The sequence below is a fragment of the Nostoc sp. genome (assembly GCF_036917275.1).
Lineage (GTDB): Bacteria > Cyanobacteriota > Cyanobacteriia > Cyanobacteriales > Nostocaceae > Nostoc.
Genome location: NZ_JBALDF010000055.1, coordinates 204,073 through 224,975, shown reverse-complemented (window position 1 = coordinate 224,975; position 20,903 = coordinate 204,073). Strand labels below are relative to the sequence as shown.

The following is a 20,903-nucleotide window of genomic DNA, read 5'->3' as shown; positions in this document are numbered from 1 at the left end:
GTCTGCAATAAAAAAGCCTAGTGGGTCACAAGGAGTAACGGTGTCAGAGTCAAGTGACGAATTAACAGCTTTCTCGCGGCGTCAACCTTTAAATGGCCGCCAGCGTCCACAAAAGGTTCAAAAAGTGGTACAGAAGAAAGTGAAAGTTAAGAGCCAGAAGCAGCAAGGTGCCACTGGCAAAGAAGCGGCGCAAACACGCCCAAAAGATCAGAGCAGTCCTCCCCCAATCCCTACTGCTACACGCAGGGTAAAATCGGGGTTAGTCATGCCAGCAGCAGTAAAACCAATACCTAGTGTTAAGGGGATTCCTCCTTTTCGACCAGGTGCTGTGATGGTGAAAACAGTGCAAATGGAAAAGCCAAAAAGAGGCCGGCGATCATCACGGAAGACGCGATTAAAGCCAATGGCCAAAACCATGTTGTATGTTGTGCGGTTGTTAATTGTAGGTGTGGGAATGGGTGCGATCGTTGGCACCGTGTTGTCAGTATTAGACCCGGCTAATCGCATCGGCACAAATTCGGTGACGCAATCTAATAGTAATGTGGCGCGATCGCAGCCACAACCTACCCAAACTCCCCCAGCCCCAGGTTCAAGCCTATACCTATCCCAAGAAATTATCCCTTTGAAAAATGCCGTGCAAAATTTGGCGGCGACCAACCCAAATCTTACACCCGGAGTTTTCTTGGTAGATTTAGATACTGGTAATTATGTAGATGTCAATAGTTCCGCCAGTTTTCCAGCAGCTAGCACAATTAAAGTGCCGATTTTGCTTGCCTTTTTCCAGGATGTGGACGCGGGAAAAATTCGCCTGGATGAAATGCTGACCATGCAACAGGATATGATAGCTGGCGGTTCTGGAAATCTGCAATACAAACCAGCCGGAACCCAGTACGCCGCTCTGGAAGTCGCCACTAAAATGATTACAATCAGCGATAACACAGCGACAAATATGCTGATTGCCCGATTGGGAGGAATGGAAGCTTTAAACCAGCGTTTTCGGAACTGGGGATTGACAAACACAATAATTCGTAATCAACTCCCAGATTTAGAAGGGACAAACACCACTAGTCCGAGGGAATTGGGGAATTTGATGGCGATTTTGAGTCAGGGAAATTTAGTGAGTATGCCATCACGCGATATCATGCTCGATATCTTGCGTCGCACTCAGAGAGACACTCTGCTACCATCGGGTTTGGGAACAGGCGCGAGGATATACCACAAAACTGGCGATATTGGCACAATGTTAGCAGATACAGGTTTAGTTGCTTTGCCAACTGGCAAGCGCTACATAGCTGCTGTGATGGTACAACGCCCTAATAACGACCCTCGTGCCGAAAAACTGATTAGCTCAATTTCTAGTGCTGCCTACCAAGAGTTTAGCCAAAATGCTGTTACACCCAACACTACCACAAGCACTATACCCGCAAATGGTTATCAGCCCTCTATTGTAAGTCCGGCTTTACCCAACGGTACGACAGGCATTGTACCCATGAGTGTCTATCAGCCTCCTGTTGTGAGTCCTGTACCTAACACTATGGGAGGTATGCCGGCAAATGGTTATCAATCTCCAGTCATGAATCCGCAGTATTATCCCCAAAGATAATTTGAAATTTTGGAATTTTGCATTGTTCATCACATCCACCCCCCCCTCATAAATGAGCGGCGAACTAGAACTGATTGCTTGCCAACCTCACCCGATTGAGAGTAACGGTTTTAATCCTAACGCGACTCTGCCATACGACTGTACAATTGAACACATTCTTTTGGTAATGAATAATTTTGTAGAGTTTTTAGGCTTTATAAATCAACAGCTTTACAGTAAGCAAATGGAACGTCTTGAGGTAATGCTGATGCCAGCCAACTTTAGTAGTATGGTTGGAGAATTCATGATTTCAAATATTCCGAAATACTGCTCTAACTTGGTGAAAAATCAATATCATAACGGACATCCTGACTTAATCCCTGCTGGGATGTTTCCTAAAAACTCTGTACAGCATTCTCATGTTGGTATTGAAGTAAAAGCTTCTCGTTATCAGAGTGGATGGCAGGGTCATAATCCCGAAGATACTTGGCTAATGGTATTTGTTTTTGATAGCAACCGTCCTGGTGACGCTGTTCAAAGTATTCAGCCAAAGCCCTTTCGTTTTATCAAGGTTATTGGTGCTAGCCTCACAAAAAATGATTGGTCATTCTCTGGACGTTCGGAAATTAGTCGCAGAACAATAACTGCCAGTGTTACTAAATCTGGATATCAAAAAATGATGTCCAACTGGATTTATAAAATTCCCAATTTACCATAGCGTTAGTTGCAAGTCTGTAATATTTGGGGAAGGTGTTTCTAAAGTTATCAAGTTAGGAATAGCGGTGCCACTCATCTCGTAATAATCTAAATTCCGCTCAATACCAATGCAGCAAACACCAACAGCTTCTGCCGCTGCAACTGTCGAACCAGAACCCATAAAAGTATCAGCAATTATGCCTTCACCTAAAGGTAGTGCAGCATAAACGAGCTGACGTAAAAAAGACTGTGGTTTAAGACTTGGGTGATTTGCAATAGCTCGTTCCTTCTGAGGTGTCCTTTCACTAGCAATAACATCACCCAAAGGTGTACCATCTCTGTTGCGTCTTAACCCTCCAGTTTGAAATTCTCGCAGACATTCGCTAAGTTTCATCCCTACTGGTATCGGCTTTCGTAAAATACCCCACGGCTCATAACATCCTCTGAGCATGGAAGACACATTAGGAAATTCATCTTCGGCATTTTTAGGGCGATCGCCACCACGAAGTGTTCTCACCAGGCGAATCAATTCTCCGCGAAACTCCAAACCGCCCTCAACTAGAGCAGAGAAAACTAACTGGGAAAGAAATGCATTACTTGCTATAAAAACATGACCACCAGGGCGAAGTACATTTACTACTAGTTTTGCCCACTCTACAAAGAAATTTTTTAAAGTTAGACGTTCTTTAGTAGTAAGTGCTGTAAATCGTGGTAAAGGTGCGCGTTGATGTCCATCAAATGATGGTGGTATTCTCCAAATACCTCCGTTTCCATTTGCTCTTTTTAGCAACTGGTCAAAATCATATTCTTTCACGCCGTAAGGTGGATCTGTAACTACTGCATGAATGCTGTTTTCGGGGATTCGACTTAGCCACTCGAAACAATCTGCGTGCAAAATAACAGATTTACCTATATTTTCTACTTTGTATTCAAAAGCCCATTGATTCATGATTTTAAGTAGTTTGTTTTCATATAAAAATTGTATTTTTATATTCCCATAAATATCAGGGTTAAATCGTTAAAAACAAAGTTAAAAAGCTCAACTATGCTGTTCTCTTTTAACGCTTAACTTTTTTGATACCGCATTCCGGGCAGTTGCGAAATTAAACCCATAAGTTCCAACTCTAACAAAGCACCGGAAACAGAGCCAGCAGCCATGCCGGTTTGTTGGATAATAAAATCGAAGGGTAAAGCATCACTAGCGAGTGCCTCCGGCACGCCTGCGGCGATCGCATCCATTACCGTTTGTAATTCTGGCGACAAAGTTGGCATTAACTGTTCTGGTGCTGTGGAAGCCTCGACTCCATCAATTTGTGGTATTGCTCCTAGCATTGTTAACAGTTCGTCTAGTTCTTTGAGAATGAAAGTTGCTCCCTGACTCAGTAACTTTAAACACCCTTGAGATGGATAATCGTCCAGTCTCCCAGGCAGTGCATAGACATCTCTACCAAATTCATTTGCGTAGGTAGCTGTTATTAAAGCACCAGATTTTAACGGCGCTTCCATTACCAGGATGGCGCGGCTTAAACCTGCAATAATTCGGTTGCGGCGGGGAAAGTGCGTGCGATCGGGTGGGGTTTTCGTGGGGTACTCACTCACGACTAACCCAGCCGTCAAAATTTGCTTGTACAAATCCCGATTTTTATGTGGATATATGACATCTACACCAGTTCCCAAAACTGCGATCGTGCGTCCACCTGCTTTCATGGCGGCGATGTGGCTTTCTGTGTCAATTCCCTCTGCCATACCAGAAACAACTGTAAAGCCATTTTTAGCCAAAGCTGTACTAATTTGGCGAGTCCAACGAATGCCGTATTCTGAGGGTTGGCGTGTTCCGACAATTCCAACCATCGGTTTTTGTCCAAGATTTTCTTGGAGTTCGACTTCACCGCGATAGTATAAAATCGGCGGTGGACTCGGAGTTTCCAGCAGTAAGCGGGGATAATCTGCATCTGCTGGTGTCCAGAAATGAGAATTTTCCTGCTGGTGCTTGGTGAATAGTTGTTCTGGGTGCAAACGCGATCGCTGTTGTACTACTTTTTCTAGTGTTTGAAAACCAAAACCCTCTACTTCCCCTAACTGTACCTTGGTAGCGTTCCAAGCTGTTGCTAACGTGCCAAAATGCTGTTGCAGCCGTCGCAGTAATACCGGGCCAATTCCAGAAATTTGCGTCCAAGCTAGCCAATATGCACCTTCCTCTACCACAGTTCTATCCTCACGCCTACTTGATTGAGTATTCCCAAATTAGGTTTAGCTGTTGATATAAAAAGGGAGTGGGGGAGATGGGGAAAGTTTCTTAAAACATGGAAGTTGAGCCTTTAACTATTAAATATTGACTCTTGGCTCTTGACTCTTGACTCTTAACCATTGACTATTAACTGTTGACTATTCCACTATCTTCTGTAATGAAATATTTCTATCGTCTTTTAATATGCCTATCTGGGTGCTTAATATTTTTACTGCTGCATAGTGGTTTTGGTTTGTTGCCGAGTTTCGCCGCCGAAAAGATTGTCGCCAGGTACGGATTGTTTGAGCAATCGCTCCCAGTGGCAGATATACGCAAGTATGCCGAGACACAAAAGGTTTCTGGCGATTTGCAATCTTTCTTGGGTTACCTCAGCGCTAAGGAGAAACAGAAGTTCCAAGATGCTCTTCAGGTGAAAATGTCTCTTGATATTGCGGCTTTAGATAAGCTGATAAATACAGGAATAGGCAAGCAAATTTTATCTTTTGCTTCTCAAGCGACTGTCTTTCCGACACGCTCCCCGATCGCCCGTCGTGATCAAGGCAGTATACAAGCCCTACGAGCTGCTATTATCTTAGGAGCAAAATCACCAGAAGGTTTAGGAATAACCAGCTTTCTAGAAGCCTATCCCAGTAATCAACTAGTTATTGATGTGTCAAAAGTTTCCAAACTACTCAGCATGGCAAATGCATCTTCTGGTTCTGCTGATGCACCACCAAAGGACAATGTAAGTTCTTCACCCTTAGGGCAAATTGCACTGCAATATCAGATACTCGCCGCCCAAGGTAAACAGTTCTCTGGTTGCTTATTTGGTGATTCTATTTCGGCTGAACTTGGTAATACTCTTGGAAATGGTACTTTTAATTTTGGGTTAAATGGTCTAAGTACAATTTCATTACTGGAACAACTGAAAAGTTTAATTCCTACCAAGCTTAAATGCGAAAAGGCGATTATTGCCATAGGTGGAAATGATGCTTGGTATGGAATTAGTGATCAGTTATTTAGCAAAAATCTGCAAGAGGCGATCGCACTTATCCGCACAATGCAAACTAAAGAGATTTTTCTAATTCCGGCTTTTTATTCAACAGTTGCAGCAAGCTTAGATCCAACTGTAGCAGCCCCACTTTCTAGAGTTGAACAAATTAATGTTCTAATTAATCAAGTTTCTGAAACAGAAAAAGTGCCAGTTGCAGCAGCAGGACTAGCACCATTGTATGAAAATAATGTTCTTAAAGAGAATTTGACGAGTGATGGTGACCATCTGAATGCAGAGGGTTTAAAAATCTATCGACAAGCATTATTAGAAATACTGCAAAAGTAATATAATGTCCGTCAAATTGCCCAGATAAAATCACACCACCTTACCAAAGTTACGTTTTATCCAACATAGTTAGTAATTAGTAATTCGTAAATACAAATTACTAATTACGAATTACTAATTATCACTTTTAGGTTTTCCAATTCAAAAACCGCGCATAAATATAAGCGATCCCTTCATCAATAATTGTCCGTACGCCTTGGCTATAACCCCACCATTCGTTTGGATCATAATCTTGTGTTTTAGCAGCAATCGCACCAACTTTAATATTAGGGGTAAGTAGTTTTTTGAACAACAACCAACTCCTACGGGTGTGAACGTCTAAGGAAAAAATATTAATTGATTGTAGCTGTAAATTTGAATTAGATAGCCAGCGCTTAAATTCGGCAGCAGATGCATAACTACGATCCTTAATTACCGTAGGTGTGGGAACAGCTACCACCTTGTCTGATTCTAAACCGAGTTTCTTGAAGGTGGCGGCTGACACTTCTGCAAAGTTCTTGTATTCACTAAGGTAATTTCCTTTTTCTATTGTGCCTCCTGTGGTAATTACTAGACGATAAGAACCGGTTTTAAATTCAGTCAAAGCTTCTTCTATTGCGTAATCAGGCAGCCATCCTTCAACGACTAATACTTCTGCTGATTTCATAGGGGAAGTCACGGCGAGAAATGAGTGTACATGAGTAATAGTGAAAAATATTAAATAAGCAATCAAAGCGATTGCGATCGCCCACCCATGAGCCGTAAATATCCACATTTCTTGGCGTTTTATTAGTTTGATTTTTGGAAATTTTTGACGCCGACTATTTTTTGTCTGCATTAAACCTTAGCTAAACGTTGTTCTTTCAAGTAAGTAAATACAGACTTATCTCCAATATCATCAGGAATTGCTTGCACTGTCTTTCGCAGCGCAAACACCAAAAACAACGTCGCCCAAATTCCTAATAAAACATTTTCCCCCTGAGTTGGTAAAATTCTCACCAAATGTCCTAACAACAGTAGCGGTACTGTTAGGGTTAATACTTTCGTTTCCAGGCGATTGAAGCAAAAAGCCTCTTTAAAATAAATACCTGTTAAAGCAACGAAGATAAAACCAACTCCAAATAAGGTAACAGGCTGATTGTAAATAGTGAGAGCCAAAGGTTCACTACTAGAGATTGCCAGAATCACTGATGCTATACTACCGATAGCCCAAAAAATTTGCAACATTCGGTGCAGTGATGCCATGTAAATATGAATGGTAAATAAACTTACACCAAGAGCGAGAATAAAACAAGCATATAAAGGTGTAAGTGTGGTAAAAACAGTCGGGTTATTGTTGAGCAAAACTAAAGCACTGCCTATGGCAAAGCTCAGTGCTGCTACTAATAACCCAGCCCGATAGATAATTACACCAGTGCGATCGCTCTGAGTAATTGTAAATTCTCCAAACTGACCTTGATAAACTTTTGGTACAGATAGTGTTTGCGTAGTCATATTCAAGAATATAGTTATGATTCTCTAGTAGAGTACACCAAGAAATTGCTCAAGGGTTACTCTTTTTATTATGGGTAATAAAACTAACTTAGTGTCACAATCCCTAAATTCTTAAGCAATTTTTGTCGCGTGGGCATTGCCTACCGTGCGCTCAAACCCTTATTTTTAGTTTATGTGCAGTGCCCAACGCCAGTTGCTCTAGTTAGGGAAACCTTAGATGCACTCTCTACGCTTTAGATTTACTACCAGAGACACATTTCTTAAGAGATGAAACCTTGGCTCCTTATCATCTAACCCGCACCGAATAAAACTCAGTTTCTGCCGAGAACAGTGCTCCAAAGTCAGGTGCTAAATAATTAGGGGTATAAATCACCTCTTTAATAGTGCAACCCCGAATAGCCCGCATCGCAGCCAAATAGCTATTTTTATTGATAATATAGCTATATAACTGAGAATTAAAACCCGATCTAACTTTGGAGCATTGCTCCCGTTTCTACCTGTTTAAGAGACTTTTATCTCACATCGAACTCAGGTCTTAAGGAATAGAAACCGATCGCAATAACCGCTCAACAACAGTTCTTGCGTTGCGTCCTCCTCTAGGGATGAGGCGATGGCAAAGAACGTGAGGGACGAGAAATTTCACATCGTCAGGAATGACATAATCACGCCCTAATAAAAAAGCTAGCGCTTGGGCAGCCCGTTGTAATGCTAATGTGCCACGCGGACTGACACCAAGGGCTATTTCCTCATCTTGGCGTGTTGCCCGCACCAATTCGAGGATGTACTGTTGCAAGGAGGTTGCCACTTTTACTTGAGAGCAGAAGTAACGCAATTCCTGTACTTCGGCCAAGGTAATACAAGGCTGCAAATCAGCAACTTTTACGCCATTTTGGAGATTTTGCAGCATCTGGAGTTCTTCTGCCTCGGAAGGATAGCCCAAACTCAGCGACAACATAAACCGATCCATTTGCGCTTCCGGCAGCGGAAAAGTACCTTGATACTCAATAGGGTTTTGAGTGGCAATAACAAAGAAGGGCTGGGGAACTGCACGAGAGACACCATCGACTGTTACCTGATGCTCTTCCATGACTTCCAGTAAAGCTGACTGAGTGCGGGGTGTAGCACGGTTGATTTCGTCAGTTAGGAGGATGTTCGCAAAGACTGGCCCAGGAAGAAAAGTAAATTCACCGCTTTTTGGATTCCAGATGTTGGTGCCAGTGATATCAGTTGGCAGTAAATCAGGGGTACATTGTAGCCGTTGAAATTTGCCATCCACAGAACGAGCTAGGGATTTAGCGAGCAGGGTTTTACCAACGCCAGGGACATCTTCTAGGAGGGCATGACCACCACCTAGCAGGGCGACTAGCACCAAGCGTATTGCCTCAGTTTTACCAACGATGGTAAGAGCCAGATTTTGTGTTAAAACGTCAATTTTTTCTCTCATGCAGTGTGGGGAGTGGGGAATAGGGACTGGGGACTGGGGACTGGGAACTGGATTATTCCCAATGCCCAATGCCCAATTTCCATAAATACATTGTTCCCACTCCTAACTCCTAACTCCTGTACAGACGCGATTAATCGCGTCTCCTAACTTTTAACTTTGCGCTCCAGCACTCAAAACTTCTTTAGCAACAATACAGTCAAGTTGAATTTGTGTTTTCAGAGCTTCTAGAGAAGAAAATTTTTGTTCAGGGCGCAAAAATTTAACTAGCTGCACAGCCAGTTTTTTACCATATAAATCACCAGACCAATCGAATAAATGTACTTCCGCAGATGAATAAGTACCGTTTACAGTTGGGCGGTTACCGAGATTCATTATGCCCAAGCTCTCACTAGGAGTAGCATCTGATGTTTCACTGAGAGTGAAAACGCGGACAGCGTAAACTCCTTGGTGGGGCAAGAACTTTTCTTTTGGTAGTTCGAGGTTGGCGGTGGGAAAGCCAATGGTTCTGCCTAATTGTTGACCTTGAACGACAACACCAATGAGAGTGTAGGGGCGTCCTAATAGAAGATTTGCGTTTTCGATGTCGCCATGCTCAAGGGTTTGGCGGATCAATGAAGTGCTAATGCGGGCATCCTGAGTCGAAGTAGTACTGACGCAATTGCTTTGGGTAGGCGAGTCACCTGTATAAGTTTGTAAAGGAACAATGGTAACGGGGATATTGTGCTTGGCGGCGATTAATTGCAAATCCTTGGCAGTACCACTACGCTTTTCGCCAAAACAAAAATCTTCCCCTATACTAATTTGCTGACATCGCAGTTGTTGCACGAGAATTCTTTGTACGAATTCTTCGGGTGTCAAGGCAGATAATTCTTTGTCAAAGGGTAGTAGTACCAGTTGTTCCACCCCAAGCGATCGCAATTGTTGGACTTTTTCATCCAGTGGTGTTAGCAAAGTCCGGGGTTGCCCCGTAAAAAACTCCTGTGGATGGGGGTCAAAGGTGACAACTGTTGAGTAAGTATATTCTTTATTTGTCAATTGTCCGTTGTCAGTTGTTAGTTGTCGATTTTCCTTTGACTGCGGACTACTGGCTACTGACAAGTGACTACCAGCGTGCAAGACTGGTTGAATTACCCTTTGATGACCAAGATGAACACCATCAAACTTGCCAAGGGCAACAGCAGTAGGCATTAGCAGCCCTTCGCTCGAAGAAGCAACCCACATAGAACACCCATTTTTAGACAAATTTAGCACGTGGATTCTGAGATTTTAGGTTTATTTTAGCTATCAGCAGGAAGCTACCTTATGGTAAACCGCCTTGAGGAGGACAGCTTTTGTAGACGGTCTGAACTTCCACCAACTGCCCATGAGGTCTTGTGCTATCAGCCAGGGTGTTAATGTCACTCCTTTTAACTATCAGCTAAAAGCCTAAGCCACGGCAAGTCACTCAAGATGGTTTCTTGTGCAATTAGCTTAACTACGAATTTTAGATTTTAGATAAAAGATTTTTTGGTTCATGCCCCGCCATGTTAGGGCAAAACAAATCCAAAATTGGTTGACAGCTAATTGCTAAGTCCAGATAACCTCAAATACGAGAGCTAAAAAGGCTCTAGTTTTGTGTTGAGACTGCAACAAGGTTTTACCCTCCCATCAGCCGCAAGAGAGGGCGTCTGTGGGTATCTGGGCTGTGTTGGTAGAATCTATAAAGTGTGTCCTCCTGTTGTCGCCCTTATCCTGTGGTCGGCGTGACAACTCTGGGCAGCGCTGTCTCACCGTACAGCCAACAAGTACGCTATCGCGCTGAAAGCTTCTGATCACCAATCTAATCTAAAATCTCCAATTCCTCTGATCGCAATCTTTAGGTAGAAAACTTACTAACAGGAAAAGATTCTGATAAAGAAACTGAGGTGGGAACCTGGAGTACGATTCCTTCCCGTGCCATGATAGCCCCAGGAAATTCCGCAGATGCTTGTTTCCCTACATGATCTAAAAAGTCGTCATTGTGCGCGGGGTCGTGGTGGTAAATTGCCAGAGTTTTGACGTTAGCAGCTTGTGCCACTTTCACTGCTTCTTGCCAAGTAGAATGTCCCCAGCCAATTTTTGGGGTTTTTGAGCTATGGTATTCTTCGTCTGTATAGGTGGAATCGTAAATCAGAATGTCAGCATTACGAGCTAGCCACAGCACATTGTCATCAAGTCGGTCGGGAAAATGTTCGGTATCGGTAATATAAGCAGCAGCACCACCATGCCAGTTGACGCGGTATCCTACGGCTTCACCTGGGTGGTTTAAAGGTGCTGTTTCTACAGTAACGTCATCGATGTGTATTGGTTGCCCCGGTCGAATGTCGTAAAAATTTAAATTGGCTTGCATAATCTGCAAGGGTACAGGAAAGTTCGGGTGCAACATCTGGTCATTAAGGCGCTGTTCTATGGTAGAACCATCAGGAGCGATCGCGCCGTAGATATGAAAGTCATTCCCCTTTACAAATCCTGGGGTAAAGAAGGGAAAACCCTGCATGTGATCCCAGTGAGAGTGGGTAAAAAATATATGAGCTTCTAACGGCATTTGGCACAACAAAGATTGCCCCAAAACATGTAGTCCCGTGCCAGCATCGAAAATTAAGCGTTTATCGCCCGCTTGCATTGATATGCAAGGGGTATTACCGCCGTAACGAACGGTGTGTGGTCCTGGACTGGGGATGCTGCCGCGAACGCCCCAAAATTGTACGGTAAACTGGTTCTCTATCCTAGACATGGGTGTTGCTTGCTGGACTGAGCGGGCGATAAATGAAAAATTGCTACTTATTTTGTCTAAGTTTATGCTGTCTCACCGATTTTGCTAGAGGAAGGATTTCTTGGTAAAACAGCATACCCTGTTTCTGGCTAATTGTGTAAATGTGGATAAGATACTCTCAAGTAAAATTCTCAATTTTTTGGGGTGGGTGTGTATAAGTTATTTCAAGAGCGCCCCTACGTTATAGCCTACATTTTTCTGTAATGCATTTGAATAACCCCGGTTTTATCCTGATTAATCAAATGATTCACGAAAACTTGAATTCCAACTCAGACAATTTATCTAGCCCGGTTACGTAAGTAAGATTATATTGTAACGGGGTAATACTGATATAGTTTTTACGTACAACGTACACGTCTGTAGGTACATTTTGAGGCAGATTTAATCCGGTTGGAGGTTCTACTTCCTCAATTACCTCTCCGGTTAACCAGTAGTACGTCTTTCCACGAGGATCAACTCGTTTATCAAACACATCAATGTAACGCCGCACTCCTTGACGGGTAAGAGTAACTCCGGCAATTTCTTCCCACTGAACAGCAGGAATATTGACGTTGAGTAGCATCAAATCTGGCAGCGGTTTTTGGGCTAACTGGTCTACGAGAATTTTGGCAAACTTAGCAGCAGGTTGAAAGTCTTTAGATGTGTGACTAATAAGACTTAGGGCTACACTGGGAATGCCTTCAATTAGACCTTCCATTGCCGCCGAAACAGTGCCGGAATACAAGATTTCAGTTCCCAAATTCGCACCTTGATTAATGCCAGAGAGAACCAAATCGGGGGGAGTATCTAGCAAAGCCCACAGCGCCAATTTGACGCAATCTGAAGGTGTACCATCGCAAGCCCAAGCTTTGACAGCAGGATGAAAAATCCCTTCAACAATTTCGGCGCGAATTGGTTGGTGTAAAGTTAACCCATGTCCAGTTGCCGATCGCTCTCGATCTGGGCAAACTACACTAACATCATGACCTGCCTCTGCCAAGTAGTTGGCTAGGGTACGGATACCCAAGGCAGAAATGCCGTCATCGTTGCTAATTAGTAATTTCATAGTCATTGGTCATTGCTCATTAGTTATTTGTTATTTTTTATTAGCCATTTGTCAATGTCGGAGGTCACAGCCAGCAAAAAAACATATATACTCACTAGTACACTGTGGCGTCAGTTTGTCTACCTTTAACAAGTTACTCAAGTTTTGGGACTTTAGATGTTAGCTGAATTTGAGCCAAGCTGTACTAGCCCAATTGTCTCTAACTGATAAACAGAAGTTTGGTTTCGACCCTCAACTTTAGCTGATGTTAATGGCATAGCTGTAAGTTTATTTATCGAGCAGTTCACAGCTTTTGACTATAGACTAATGACTAATGACCAATGACTAATAACTAATGACTAGTAATTTAGAAGCTCAACTCTTAGCACTGCGGCAAGAAGGAGAAAAAGCGATCGCAGCCGCCGATACCCTAGAACGTCTGGAGGAACTCAGAGTTAACTATCTGGGTAAGAAAGGGGAACTAGGGGCACTGTTGCGAAGTATGGGGCAAATGAGTGCAGAGGAACGACCGAAAATTGGAGCGATCGCCAATACAGTCAAAGAATCTCTGCAAACTAGTCTAGACCAGCAACGCGCCGCCCTGGAAGCTGCACAAATTCAAGCTTTGCTAGAGGCGGAAACTCTCGATGTAACTATGCCGGGAATTTACAGCCCCCAAGGTCGGATTCATCCCCTCAATGGTATTATCGACCGGGCACTGGATATCTTTGTCGGTATGGGCTACACCGTGGCTCAAGGGCCAGAGATGGAAACAGATTACTACAATTTCGAGGCTCTGAATACCCCGCCTGACCACCCTGCTCGTGATATGCAGGATACATTCTACCTCCCAGATGGTAATTTATTACGGACTCATACCTCATCAGTGCAAATTCGTTACATGGAAAGAGAGGAACCACCGGTTCGGGTTGTGGCTCCAGGGCGAGTTTATCGGCGAGATAATGTAGACGCGACTCACTCAGCAGTATTCCATCAAATAGAACTTTTAGCCATTGATGAGGGACTAACTTTTACAGACCTCAAAGGCACAATTAAGGTATTTTTACAAGCAATATTTGGCGAGTTACCAATTCGCTTCCGCGCTAGTTATTTTCCGTTTACCGAACCCTCGGCTGAGGTGGATTTGCAGTGGAATGGGCGCTGGCTAGAGGTGATGGGCTGCGGTATGGTCGATCCGAATGTACTTAAGTCTGTGGGTTATGATCCAGAAGTTTATACAGGGTTTGCTGCCGGTTTTGGTGTAGAACGCTTTGCAATGGTGTTACACCAAATCGATGATATTCGTCGCTTGTATGCTAGCGATTTGCGGTTTTTGCAGCAATTTTAGGGAAGCGATCGCTGTAAATAATCAGGCGTTTACTAAATTTGCAAAAGTCAATTTGATGAAAATGGAACCACAGATAAACACTCATGAATTATCTGTGGTTTTAATATTTTTCCAGAATTACAGCTAACCACAGAGCAAGTACTCAACGCTGGATAAAGGAAGACAGACCAAGTGATTTGAGAGGTGCGATCGCTTTTCAAACTTTCATCACTCGCTATGGTGAAAAGTATATCATTCGTGCGTGTCTGCGAGGAATTAATGGCGTTGAACTCAATATCTTAAGCATTTGGATGGTTGCAAACGATACAACCAAATTTGTCACCTTAGTGCCAGATCAAGGAGCCAACTCATGAAGGTACAGCACCCCCTATTCTCCCAAGTTGCCTTAGCGCAAGACTTACCAGAATACAAGCTGAAGCGCGGGAATGTTGCAACAATTGTGGAACATTACCCTATGCCTGAAGGGGAAGAAGACGGGTATAGTCTGGAAGGGTTTGATCTGCCCCATGTGACGATCGAAGTACCAGCATCTCAAATTATCCTCATTGCCCAGTGGCAGCAAGAAGAAATGATTTTAGCCAAGTTACGCCAGCTATCTAAAGTGAGGCTGTTGCAATTACAAGACTATCTTGATTTTCTCTTGCAAAAAGAAGAGTCTGAGCATCAAAGTAGGTTAAAGCTGTGACTGTTACTGTGGTCGAAACTATTAATTAGTCCCGAAGGTTTATTTTTGTAAACTAGAGGCAACGCCAGTTCTGCTAATTGATTTTACCCCAAATGAACGAATCAGAAGACTTTCGCCGGAATCTTTTCAGATGCTTGGGAGGTGAGTGGCCCGAGCCTTGTCCGCTCGATCCACGGCTGGAGGACTCTATAGCTCGTGAGGGATATCGAATTGACAAAGTAACATATCAGGTCGAACTTGGAGAGCGTGTGCCTGCATATGTTCTTGTACCAGATGGTGTGACTTCCAAATCACCTGCCCCAGCGATCGCTGTCTGGCATCAGCATAATAATAATTGGGCGCTTGGCAAAAGCGAACCGGCTGGTCTTATAGGCGATCCGACACAATTCACAGGTGTTGCTCTGGCACATGAAGGATATATTGTGCTTTGTCCAGACGCCCTGTGCTTTGAGGAACGACAGGACTCGATTCTTCGAGGAGGTGATTTTGAGCGCTTTGCTTTCTTGCGCTATCTCGTGAACGGGAAGTGCCTTGCATGGAAATACATACTTGATATGCATAGAGCTATTGACTACTTGTGTTCGCGACCGGATGTGAATACTGATGCGATCGGTTGCTACGGTCATTCCCTTGGCTCGACTTTCACATCCCTGGTTGGCCCGTGGGAGACACGGCTCAAATGTTTGGTGGGAAATTGCACTTTGCCTATTTACTCAGCGATTCATAGGACTCGTTTGATTGTTGATTTCAGCATCTTTATTCCTGGTTTGAACCAATACGGAGATACACCAGATATTGCAGCCCTGATTGCTCCTCGTCCTCTACACCTCAATTTTGGCACCGAGGATAAACGCAGTCCGATGCTTGAGATCAGGAAGGCTATGGAGACGATTGAGAAGGCTTATTATAAGTATGAAGCCAAAGATAGCTTTACCTACTTTATTGAGGAGAACCAGGGGCACGTATTGTCTGAGCAGATGTGGGAGCGTGCGAAATCTAAGTTTCTCAAATATTTGCCGCCAAAAGGTGGTCAATGAATTACACTAACCACCATGCGTGAAACTTTATTTAACTATTCCTGAATGACCGGGGATATCTGCCAAAGGTTCAAATCTACCACCTATGTATTTGGCGAGAAAATTCTCTGCGATCGCAAAAAAGTGCAAGCGATTTTCTGGTCTGGCAAAACCATGTCCTTCAGCAGTTTAGCGGCAATTGTCGCAATGTCCACAACGCAAGTTAGCAGCTTCTTTGTCAAAACCAAAGGCATTTAATAAAAACTGCCAACGACACTGCTTGGTAGTCAGATATTGATGCATTTGTTTAGCAGCGTATAATTGCGTCGGTGGCTGATTTCCGGCTTTTTGCCCAATGGTGTAATGGAAAGGATCAAGCCAGTTTAACTGACCGTTGCTATGGAGTAAAGATAAAGCGATCGCACCTTCGGGAAATTGTCGGGCTACTGCATTCACTTCTCCCTGTTTTGGTAATTTTTTCACAAGTTGCTGCGCTATTTGCTGTTGCGATCGCATTTGTTCTTGAAAAAATTCCTGTCTTTGCTTATCCTCCGAATCTAACCACCCTGTAGGTTCACTCACTAATGTCAACGCCTCTGCCGGTTTCCCATCCCTTCCAGCCCGGCCAATTTCTTGCACATATTCCGAAAGCAGATGTGGCGCGTGAAAATGGGCTACCCAACGAACATCTGATTTATTTATTCCCATACCAAATGCACAGGTACAAACCACAAAGGGGATTTTGCCACTTAACCAGCTTGCTTCTACTGCACGGCGTTCTGCTGCACCCAATCCCGCATGATAACTTGCTGTGGCATAACCCATGTCTGCTAACCATTGGGCTAAATCCTCGCTATCTCTCCTAGTGCGAACATAAACTAATCCAGATTGTTGCGGTCTATTTTGAATAAACTTTAATAATTGTTGTTTCCTACCTCTTGGTGTCCAAGCAATGCGGACGCTGGGATGCAAATTAGGACGGTAGGGATTCAAGCGGAAAATCTCTGGTTGCTGTAATTGTAAAACTGTTTGAATAATCTTTTGGGCTGAGGGGTCAGCAGTAGCGGTAAAAGCAGCAATGCTAATTTTTGTTCCTAGTGGTTTTGATTTTAGTAATGCCGGACGCACAGCCCCTAATCTGCGATAAGCTGGTCGAAAACTATCACCCCACTGCACCAAACAATGAGCTTCATCCAAAATTAAGCCATTAATTTGCAATTGTGGTTGACATAATCTTTCCCAGACTGGCGCACTTAACAAAGTTTCCGGCGATAAATAAAGTAATCTTAGCTGTTGACGTTCTAAAGCTTGCAGAGTTGCACGGCGTTGAGATGAAGACAATTCACTATGTAAAAGTGCAGCTTTCTGATGGCTTTCTCGTAGTTCCTGTACTTGATTTTCCATCAACGCCACCAAAGGTGAAACTACCAAAGTTAATCCTGTTTGTAGCAGTGCGGGAAGTTGAAAACAAATCGACTTCCCTCCACCTGTAGGCATAATAATCAGCGCATCTTTTTGTGCTAATAAACTGCTGACAATTTCTCCCTGTGGTGGACGAAAATCTTCATAACCCCAGATTTTTTGAAAAGCTGCGCGAACTTCTTGCCAAGATTTTGTTGTAGGCTGATTCATAATCAATGTGTAGATGCACCCATATCTTTGAACACTGAATATAGCCTCTGTTATCCAGCTAATGGTTCAGTAATTTCATCATCTTAGGTTGCAACGCATTGACTGCAAGAATGAATTACAATTAATTATTAGGCATTAACATATTAAATACAAGTTTCACATAGATGAACGAATAATTAAAACACAGATTTTACATCAGCACCGAATACTAATCAAGCATAAGCAATGTCTAAATTTGGCAAAGCCTATGTAAACCAATTTTACTCGATATATCGCTTCTCGTTTTTATGCAATGCACTTTGACCTCTCTCCTAAAAGGAGAGAGGCTTTGAATCTTATTCCCCTTCCCTACAAGGGAAGGGGCTGGGGGTTAGGTCTTTTGGACTCAACACAGAAGCGCTATAAGCACTCTTGGTTATTTACTAAAAGCGCTGATCGAGTGAACTATATAAAAATTACTGACTGTTCTGATTTGGGGAATGGAAGGGACAACCGCCTGCCGTTAATTTATCAAGAAAGACATTATTATCAAAATAATGCTCTAAAAGCTCAATTTTCAAATCATCAGTCACGCGAGCAATACTAACTCCGACTATTTCTACTGTTTCTCCTGTGGGTGCATAGTCTTTATAGGAACCATTAAATGTTCCCCAATGTCGCCACTTAAAGGTTACATTAGGCGGCCCCGATAGGACTTCTGTTAATTCCCAAAGAAAGCCATTCTGAAAGGCATTATGAAAAACCTCAAATGAAGATTCAAAGGTTTCTGTTTCAGAGCTATAATGCTCACTTTTACCCAGAAATAGGTTATAAGTACCTTCGTGGGCGACCTCTTGAGCAGTGAATTGCTGCCCCCCATTGCTACTCATCCTAAACTTATCAGTAACAATCGAAAGCCACTGTTGAGGATTAGATTTATTAGAAGCTTCCATCTCAAAAGTTCGGACTAAGTTTTGGGCGTAGGCGCAGCCCGTCGTAGACATCGCTTCTAAAGAACCTTCTGGATGCTGAAATTTGCTTTCTTGATGAAGAAATTCATTAGTGTAAGAATAATCCGGGCGTATTCCTTCTCGCCACTGTACTTCTTCATCATGAGCAATGACTATATCTCTATCTTGTACCCAGAGCGGCAATCCTGGAGTTTTTTCGCTACTCATACAAGCTAACTGACTATAACATTTTTTAGAATAAGGTTTTATGGATATAAGGTAAATCTAAAAATCTAAAAAAGTAAACAATATTCATAATGAACTCAATAGACTTGACTTTTTGCAAAAATCCGAATACGAGCAAAAAGAACCACAGATAAACATCAATGTTTATCTGTGGTTCGATTATTTTTACACTTTCTGTGCAGTTACTTTCTCTGGCTTTTCTTGAGTTTGCAATGCAGAATACAGCCTATTAAGTGCATTTACATAAGCTTGAGCAGATGCCACGATAATATCTGTGTTCGCTGCATGACCAGAAAAGACTCTAGATTCATAACGTAAACGAATCGTCACTTCTCCAATGGCATCAATACCAGCTGTTACTGACTGCACAGAAAACTCAATCAACTCGTTGGGCACATTCACCACCCGGTTGATGGCTTTGTAAACTGCATCCACTGGCCCAGTACCGATCGCAGCATCGGTTAATTCTTCACCTTCTGGGGTGCGGAGGGTGACTGTAGCGGTGGGTTTGGCATTGCTACCACAGGAAACTTGCACCAACTCTACCCGGAACAAATCAGGTGCTTGTTGGATTTCATCGTTAACGATCGCTTCTAAATCCCAATCAGAAATTTCTTTCTTTTTATCTGCTACCTCTTTGAATCTGACGAATGCTTTATTTAACTCAGTATCCGACAGTTCAAAGCCTAATTCTTTCAACCGAGTGCGGAAAGCATTTCTACCTGAATGTTTACCCAAAACTATTTGATTGTCTGTCAAGCCAATCAATTGGGCATCCATAATTTCATAAGTGAGTTTGTTTTTTAGCACACCATCTTGGTGAATCCCAGACTCATGAGCAAAGGCATTCGCCCCAACGATCGCTTTATTTGGTTGTACTAACATTCCCGTCAAATTGGAAACTAAGCGTGAGGTTTTGTAAATTTGCCGGGTGTCGATATTTGTCAGGGATTCTTGAGATTCTTCTGCTCTGCCGAGATAGGGATTAAAATATTGCCGCCGCACATGCAGCGCCATTACCAATTCTTCTAGTGATGCATTTCCGGCGCGTTCACCAATCCCATTAATCGTACATTCTAGTTGCCGTGCGCCATTTTTCACGGCTTCTAAGAAGTTAGCAACTGCCAAGCCTAAATCATTATGACCGTGAACGGAAATAATCGCTTGGTCGATGTTGGGGACATTTTCAATAATCCCCTTAATTATTGCCCCAAATTCGCTAGGGGTTGTGTAACCTACTGTATCGGGAATGTTAACTGTTGTTGCACCAGCTGCGATCGCTCGCTCTAAGACTTGGTAAAGAAATTCTGGATCGGTACGAGCCGCATCCATTGGTGAAAATTCTATATCTGTCATGAAGGATTTGGCGTATGCTACCATTTCTTCAGCGATCGCTAGCACTTCTGTCCGTGACTTCCGCAACTGATACTCTAAATGAATATCAGAAGTCGAAATAAATGTGTGAATTCTGGCGTTAACTGCTGGTTTTAATGCTTCTGCGGCTGCTTCAATATCTCCTTTAATCGCTCTTGCCAAACTGCAAATTACTGGACCATTTTCTGTCCCCACAATTTGGGAAATTTTCTTAACTGCTTCAAAATCTCCCGGACTAGCAAAGGCAAAGCCTGCCTCAATTATATCCACGCCCAGACGCGCTAATTGCTTGGCAATAACTAGCTTTTCGTCTATATTCAGAGTCGCTCCGGGACATTGCTCTCCATCTCGCAGTGTAGTATCAAAAATAATGATTCGATCAGTTGTATTTGTCATATGCCGTTTGTTGTTTAGTTGTTACTTGTAGCTCAAAATATCTTCAACCTTAGTTTTTCTTTTACTCTTAACCTTTGTTAATAATTGCTAAGGCTACTAACCTTCGGTTTTTTCTATTTGCTCTCTGATATCATTTAAATCTATATATCTGTCAGTAGCATTGCGTAGCTCTCTAGCTATCATTCCTTCTGTTGATACTACCGTAATGTGTGTATTTTTTGAGCGTAATAATTCGATTGCTCTTTCAAAATCTCCATCGCCACTGAATAATACTACCCGGTCATACTGGTCTACTGTATTAAACATATCTACAACAATTTCAATATCTAAATTCGCTTTTTGCGAGTAGCGACCAGAAGTATCATCATAGTATTCTTTAAGAATTTTAGTTCTGACTGTATATCCCAGACTAATTAGAGCATCTCTAAAACCTCGCTGATCTTGTGGGTCTTTTAAACCAGTGTACCAGAATGCATTAATTAAGGTTGTTTCTGATTGCTCATGTTTTAAGTATTCTAAGACTCGCCGCGGGTCAAAAAACCAGCCATTTTTTTGTTGAGCATAGAACATATTGTTTCCATCTACAAAAATAGACAGACGATTCATTGGAGAACCCATACAAATTTACACCTAATAATATAAATGAATTTAGATGGAACAATAGATTATAGCAATTTTCAAATAGCAAGTTTGCTAATATC

At 42.7% G+C, this 20,903-nt stretch carries 18 protein-coding genes; 6 read left to right on the top strand and 12 right to left on the bottom strand.

From position 1 onward, the window contains the following. Positions 1 to 40: 40 nt before the first annotated feature. On the top strand, positions 41 to 1,603 hold the full coding sequence (locus tag V7K35_RS20760; protein WP_335081160.1) for a serine hydrolase: 1,563 nt from the start codon (positions 41 to 43) through the stop codon (positions 1,601 to 1,603). A 52-nt stretch (positions 1,604 to 1,655) separates the two neighbouring features. Further along, on the top strand, positions 1,656 to 2,300 hold the full coding sequence (locus V7K35_RS20755) for a hypothetical protein (protein WP_335081158.1): 645 nt from the start codon (positions 1,656 to 1,658) through the stop codon (positions 2,298 to 2,300). Here V7K35_RS20755 and V7K35_RS20750 read toward each other — a convergent pair. Both V7K35_RS20750 and dprA read right to left on the bottom strand, forming a co-directional pair. Next, a complete protein-coding gene (locus tag V7K35_RS20750) occupies positions 2,292 to 3,227 on the bottom strand; it encodes a DNA-methyltransferase (protein ID WP_334796887.1) in 936 nt (311 codons plus the stop codon). The genes V7K35_RS20755 and V7K35_RS20750 overlap by 9 nt on opposite strands. Before the next feature lie 116 nt (positions 3,228 to 3,343). Continuing rightward, positions 3,344 to 4,483: a DNA-processing protein DprA gene (gene dprA / locus V7K35_RS20745; RefSeq protein ID WP_335081156.1), complete on the bottom strand. Its 1,140-nt coding sequence runs from the start codon at positions 4,481 to 4,483 to the stop codon at positions 3,344 to 3,346. A gap of 200 nt (positions 4,484 to 4,683) precedes the next feature. Between dprA and V7K35_RS20740 the strand changes: the two genes are divergently transcribed. Continuing rightward, a complete protein-coding gene (locus tag V7K35_RS20740) occupies positions 4,684 to 5,844 on the top strand; it encodes an alpha/beta hydrolase (protein ID WP_335081153.1) in 1,161 nt (386 codons plus the stop codon). A gap of 127 nt (positions 5,845 to 5,971) precedes the next feature. Here the strand turns inward: V7K35_RS20740 and V7K35_RS20735 are convergent, their stop codons facing one another. From V7K35_RS20735 to surE, 6 genes are all read right to left on the bottom strand, one after another. Then, positions 5,972 to 6,661, bottom strand: coding sequence for an ElyC/SanA/YdcF family protein (locus V7K35_RS20735; protein WP_335081151.1), 690 nt, complete (start codon positions 6,659 to 6,661; stop codon positions 5,972 to 5,974). After that, entirely contained in the window at positions 6,661 to 7,317 is a 657-nt protein-coding gene (locus V7K35_RS20730) for a DUF2301 domain-containing membrane protein (RefSeq protein ID WP_335081149.1), read from the bottom strand. The genes V7K35_RS20735 and V7K35_RS20730 overlap by 1 nt, the downstream gene beginning before the upstream one ends. A 535-nt stretch (positions 7,318 to 7,852) precedes the next feature. Continuing rightward, complete coding sequence (locus tag V7K35_RS20725) at positions 7,853 to 8,761, bottom strand: AAA family ATPase (protein ID WP_334870104.1); 909 nt, start codon at positions 8,759 to 8,761, stop codon at positions 7,853 to 7,855. Positions 8,762 to 8,911: 150 nt separating this feature from the next. Then, positions 8,912 to 10,012, bottom strand: a complete 1,101-nt coding sequence (locus V7K35_RS20720; protein WP_442939748.1) for a bifunctional riboflavin kinase/FAD synthetase — start codon at positions 10,010 to 10,012, stop codon at positions 8,912 to 8,914. A 604-nt stretch (positions 10,013 to 10,616) separates the two neighbouring features. Beyond that, a complete protein-coding gene (locus V7K35_RS20715) occupies positions 10,617 to 11,513 on the bottom strand; it encodes an MBL fold metallo-hydrolase (RefSeq protein WP_334796879.1) in 897 nt (298 codons plus the stop codon). A 286-nt stretch (positions 11,514 to 11,799) separates the two neighbouring features. Further along, positions 11,800 to 12,597 carry a 5'/3'-nucleotidase SurE gene (gene surE, locus V7K35_RS20710; protein ID WP_334796928.1) on the bottom strand — a complete coding sequence of 266 codons (798 nt, stop codon included), beginning with the start codon at positions 12,595 to 12,597 and terminating at the stop codon, positions 11,800 to 11,802. 334 nt (positions 12,598 to 12,931) lie between these two features. Between surE and pheS the strand changes: the two genes are divergently transcribed. The 3 genes from pheS to V7K35_RS20695 all read left to right on the top strand — a co-directional run bounded on the left by pheS (position 12,932) and on the right by V7K35_RS20695 (position 15,646). Further along, on the top strand, positions 12,932 to 13,924 hold the full coding sequence (pheS, locus tag V7K35_RS20705; protein ID WP_334796878.1) for a phenylalanine--tRNA ligase subunit alpha: 993 nt from the start codon (positions 12,932 to 12,934) through the stop codon (positions 13,922 to 13,924). Between the two features lie 349 nt (positions 13,925 to 14,273). Continuing rightward, a complete protein-coding gene (locus V7K35_RS20700; RefSeq protein WP_335081145.1) occupies positions 14,274 to 14,609 on the top strand; it encodes a DUF4926 domain-containing protein in 336 nt (111 codons plus the stop codon). 92 nt (positions 14,610 to 14,701) lie between these two features. After that, positions 14,702 to 15,646: a dienelactone hydrolase family protein gene (locus tag V7K35_RS20695; protein ID WP_335081143.1), complete on the top strand. Its 945-nt coding sequence runs from the start codon at positions 14,702 to 14,704 to the stop codon at positions 15,644 to 15,646. 168 nt (positions 15,647 to 15,814) lie between these two features. Here the strand turns inward: V7K35_RS20695 and V7K35_RS20690 are convergent, their stop codons facing one another. The 4 genes from V7K35_RS20690 to V7K35_RS20675 form a co-directional block, all read right to left on the bottom strand. Next, the gene (locus V7K35_RS20690; RefSeq protein ID WP_335081141.1) at positions 15,815 to 17,257 is read right to left on the bottom strand and encodes a RecQ family ATP-dependent DNA helicase; all 1,443 of its coding nucleotides are present in this window, start codon (positions 17,255 to 17,257) and stop codon (positions 15,815 to 15,817) included. Between the two features lie 455 nt (positions 17,258 to 17,712). Next, positions 17,713 to 18,414: a SnoaL-like polyketide cyclase gene (locus V7K35_RS20685; protein WP_335081139.1), complete on the bottom strand. Its 702-nt coding sequence runs from the start codon at positions 18,412 to 18,414 to the stop codon at positions 17,713 to 17,715. Positions 18,415 to 18,597: 183 nt separating this feature from the next. Further along, positions 18,598 to 20,202: a 2-isopropylmalate synthase gene (locus V7K35_RS20680; RefSeq protein ID WP_335081137.1), complete on the bottom strand. Its 1,605-nt coding sequence runs from the start codon at positions 20,200 to 20,202 to the stop codon at positions 18,598 to 18,600. 96 nt (positions 20,203 to 20,298) lie between these two features. Further along, the gene (locus V7K35_RS20675) at positions 20,299 to 20,820 is read right to left on the bottom strand and encodes a LabA-like NYN domain-containing protein (protein WP_334798192.1); all 522 of its coding nucleotides are present in this window, start codon (positions 20,818 to 20,820) and stop codon (positions 20,299 to 20,301) included. Positions 20,821 to 20,903 lie beyond the last annotated feature (83 nt).

Bases quoted from the DNA above. Each gene is read 5' to 3' on its own strand.
- V7K35_RS20755 (WP_335081158.1), top strand. From the start codon at position 1,656: ATGAGCGGCGAACTAGAACTGATTGCTTGCCAACCTCACCCGATTGAG.
- V7K35_RS20730 (WP_335081149.1), bottom strand. From the start codon at position 7,317: ATGACTACGCAAACACTATCTGTACCAAAAGTTTATCAAGGTCAGTTT.
- pheS (WP_334796878.1), top strand. From the start codon at position 12,932: ATGACTAGTAATTTAGAAGCTCAACTCTTAGCACTGCGGCAAGAAGGA.
- V7K35_RS20740 (WP_335081153.1), top strand. From the start codon at position 4,684: ATGAAATATTTCTATCGTCTTTTAATATGCCTATCTGGGTGCTTAATA.
- V7K35_RS20715 (WP_334796879.1), bottom strand. From the start codon at position 11,513: ATGTCTAGGATAGAGAACCAGTTTACCGTACAATTTTGGGGCGTTCGC.
- V7K35_RS20675 (WP_334798192.1), bottom strand. From the start codon at position 20,820: ATGGGTTCTCCAATGAATCGTCTGTCTATTTTTGTAGATGGAAACAAT.
- V7K35_RS20695 (WP_335081143.1), top strand. From the start codon at position 14,702: ATGAACGAATCAGAAGACTTTCGCCGGAATCTTTTCAGATGCTTGGGA.
- V7K35_RS20700 (WP_335081145.1), top strand. From the start codon at position 14,274: ATGAAGGTACAGCACCCCCTATTCTCCCAAGTTGCCTTAGCGCAAGAC.
- V7K35_RS20680 (WP_335081137.1), bottom strand. From the start codon at position 20,202: ATGACAAATACAACTGATCGAATCATTATTTTTGATACTACACTGCGA.
- V7K35_RS20685 (WP_335081139.1), bottom strand. From the start codon at position 18,414: ATGAGTAGCGAAAAAACTCCAGGATTGCCGCTCTGGGTACAAGATAGA.
- V7K35_RS20750 (WP_334796887.1), bottom strand. From the start codon at position 3,227: ATGAATCAATGGGCTTTTGAATACAAAGTAGAAAATATAGGTAAATCT.
- V7K35_RS20725 (WP_334870104.1), bottom strand. From the start codon at position 8,761: ATGAGAGAAAAAATTGACGTTTTAACACAAAATCTGGCTCTTACCATC.
- V7K35_RS20690 (WP_335081141.1), bottom strand. From the start codon at position 17,257: ATGAATCAGCCTACAACAAAATCTTGGCAAGAAGTTCGCGCAGCTTTT.
- surE (WP_334796928.1), bottom strand. From the start codon at position 12,597: ATGAAATTACTAATTAGCAACGATGACGGCATTTCTGCCTTGGGTATC.
- V7K35_RS20735 (WP_335081151.1), bottom strand. From the start codon at position 6,661: ATGCAGACAAAAAATAGTCGGCGTCAAAAATTTCCAAAAATCAAACTA.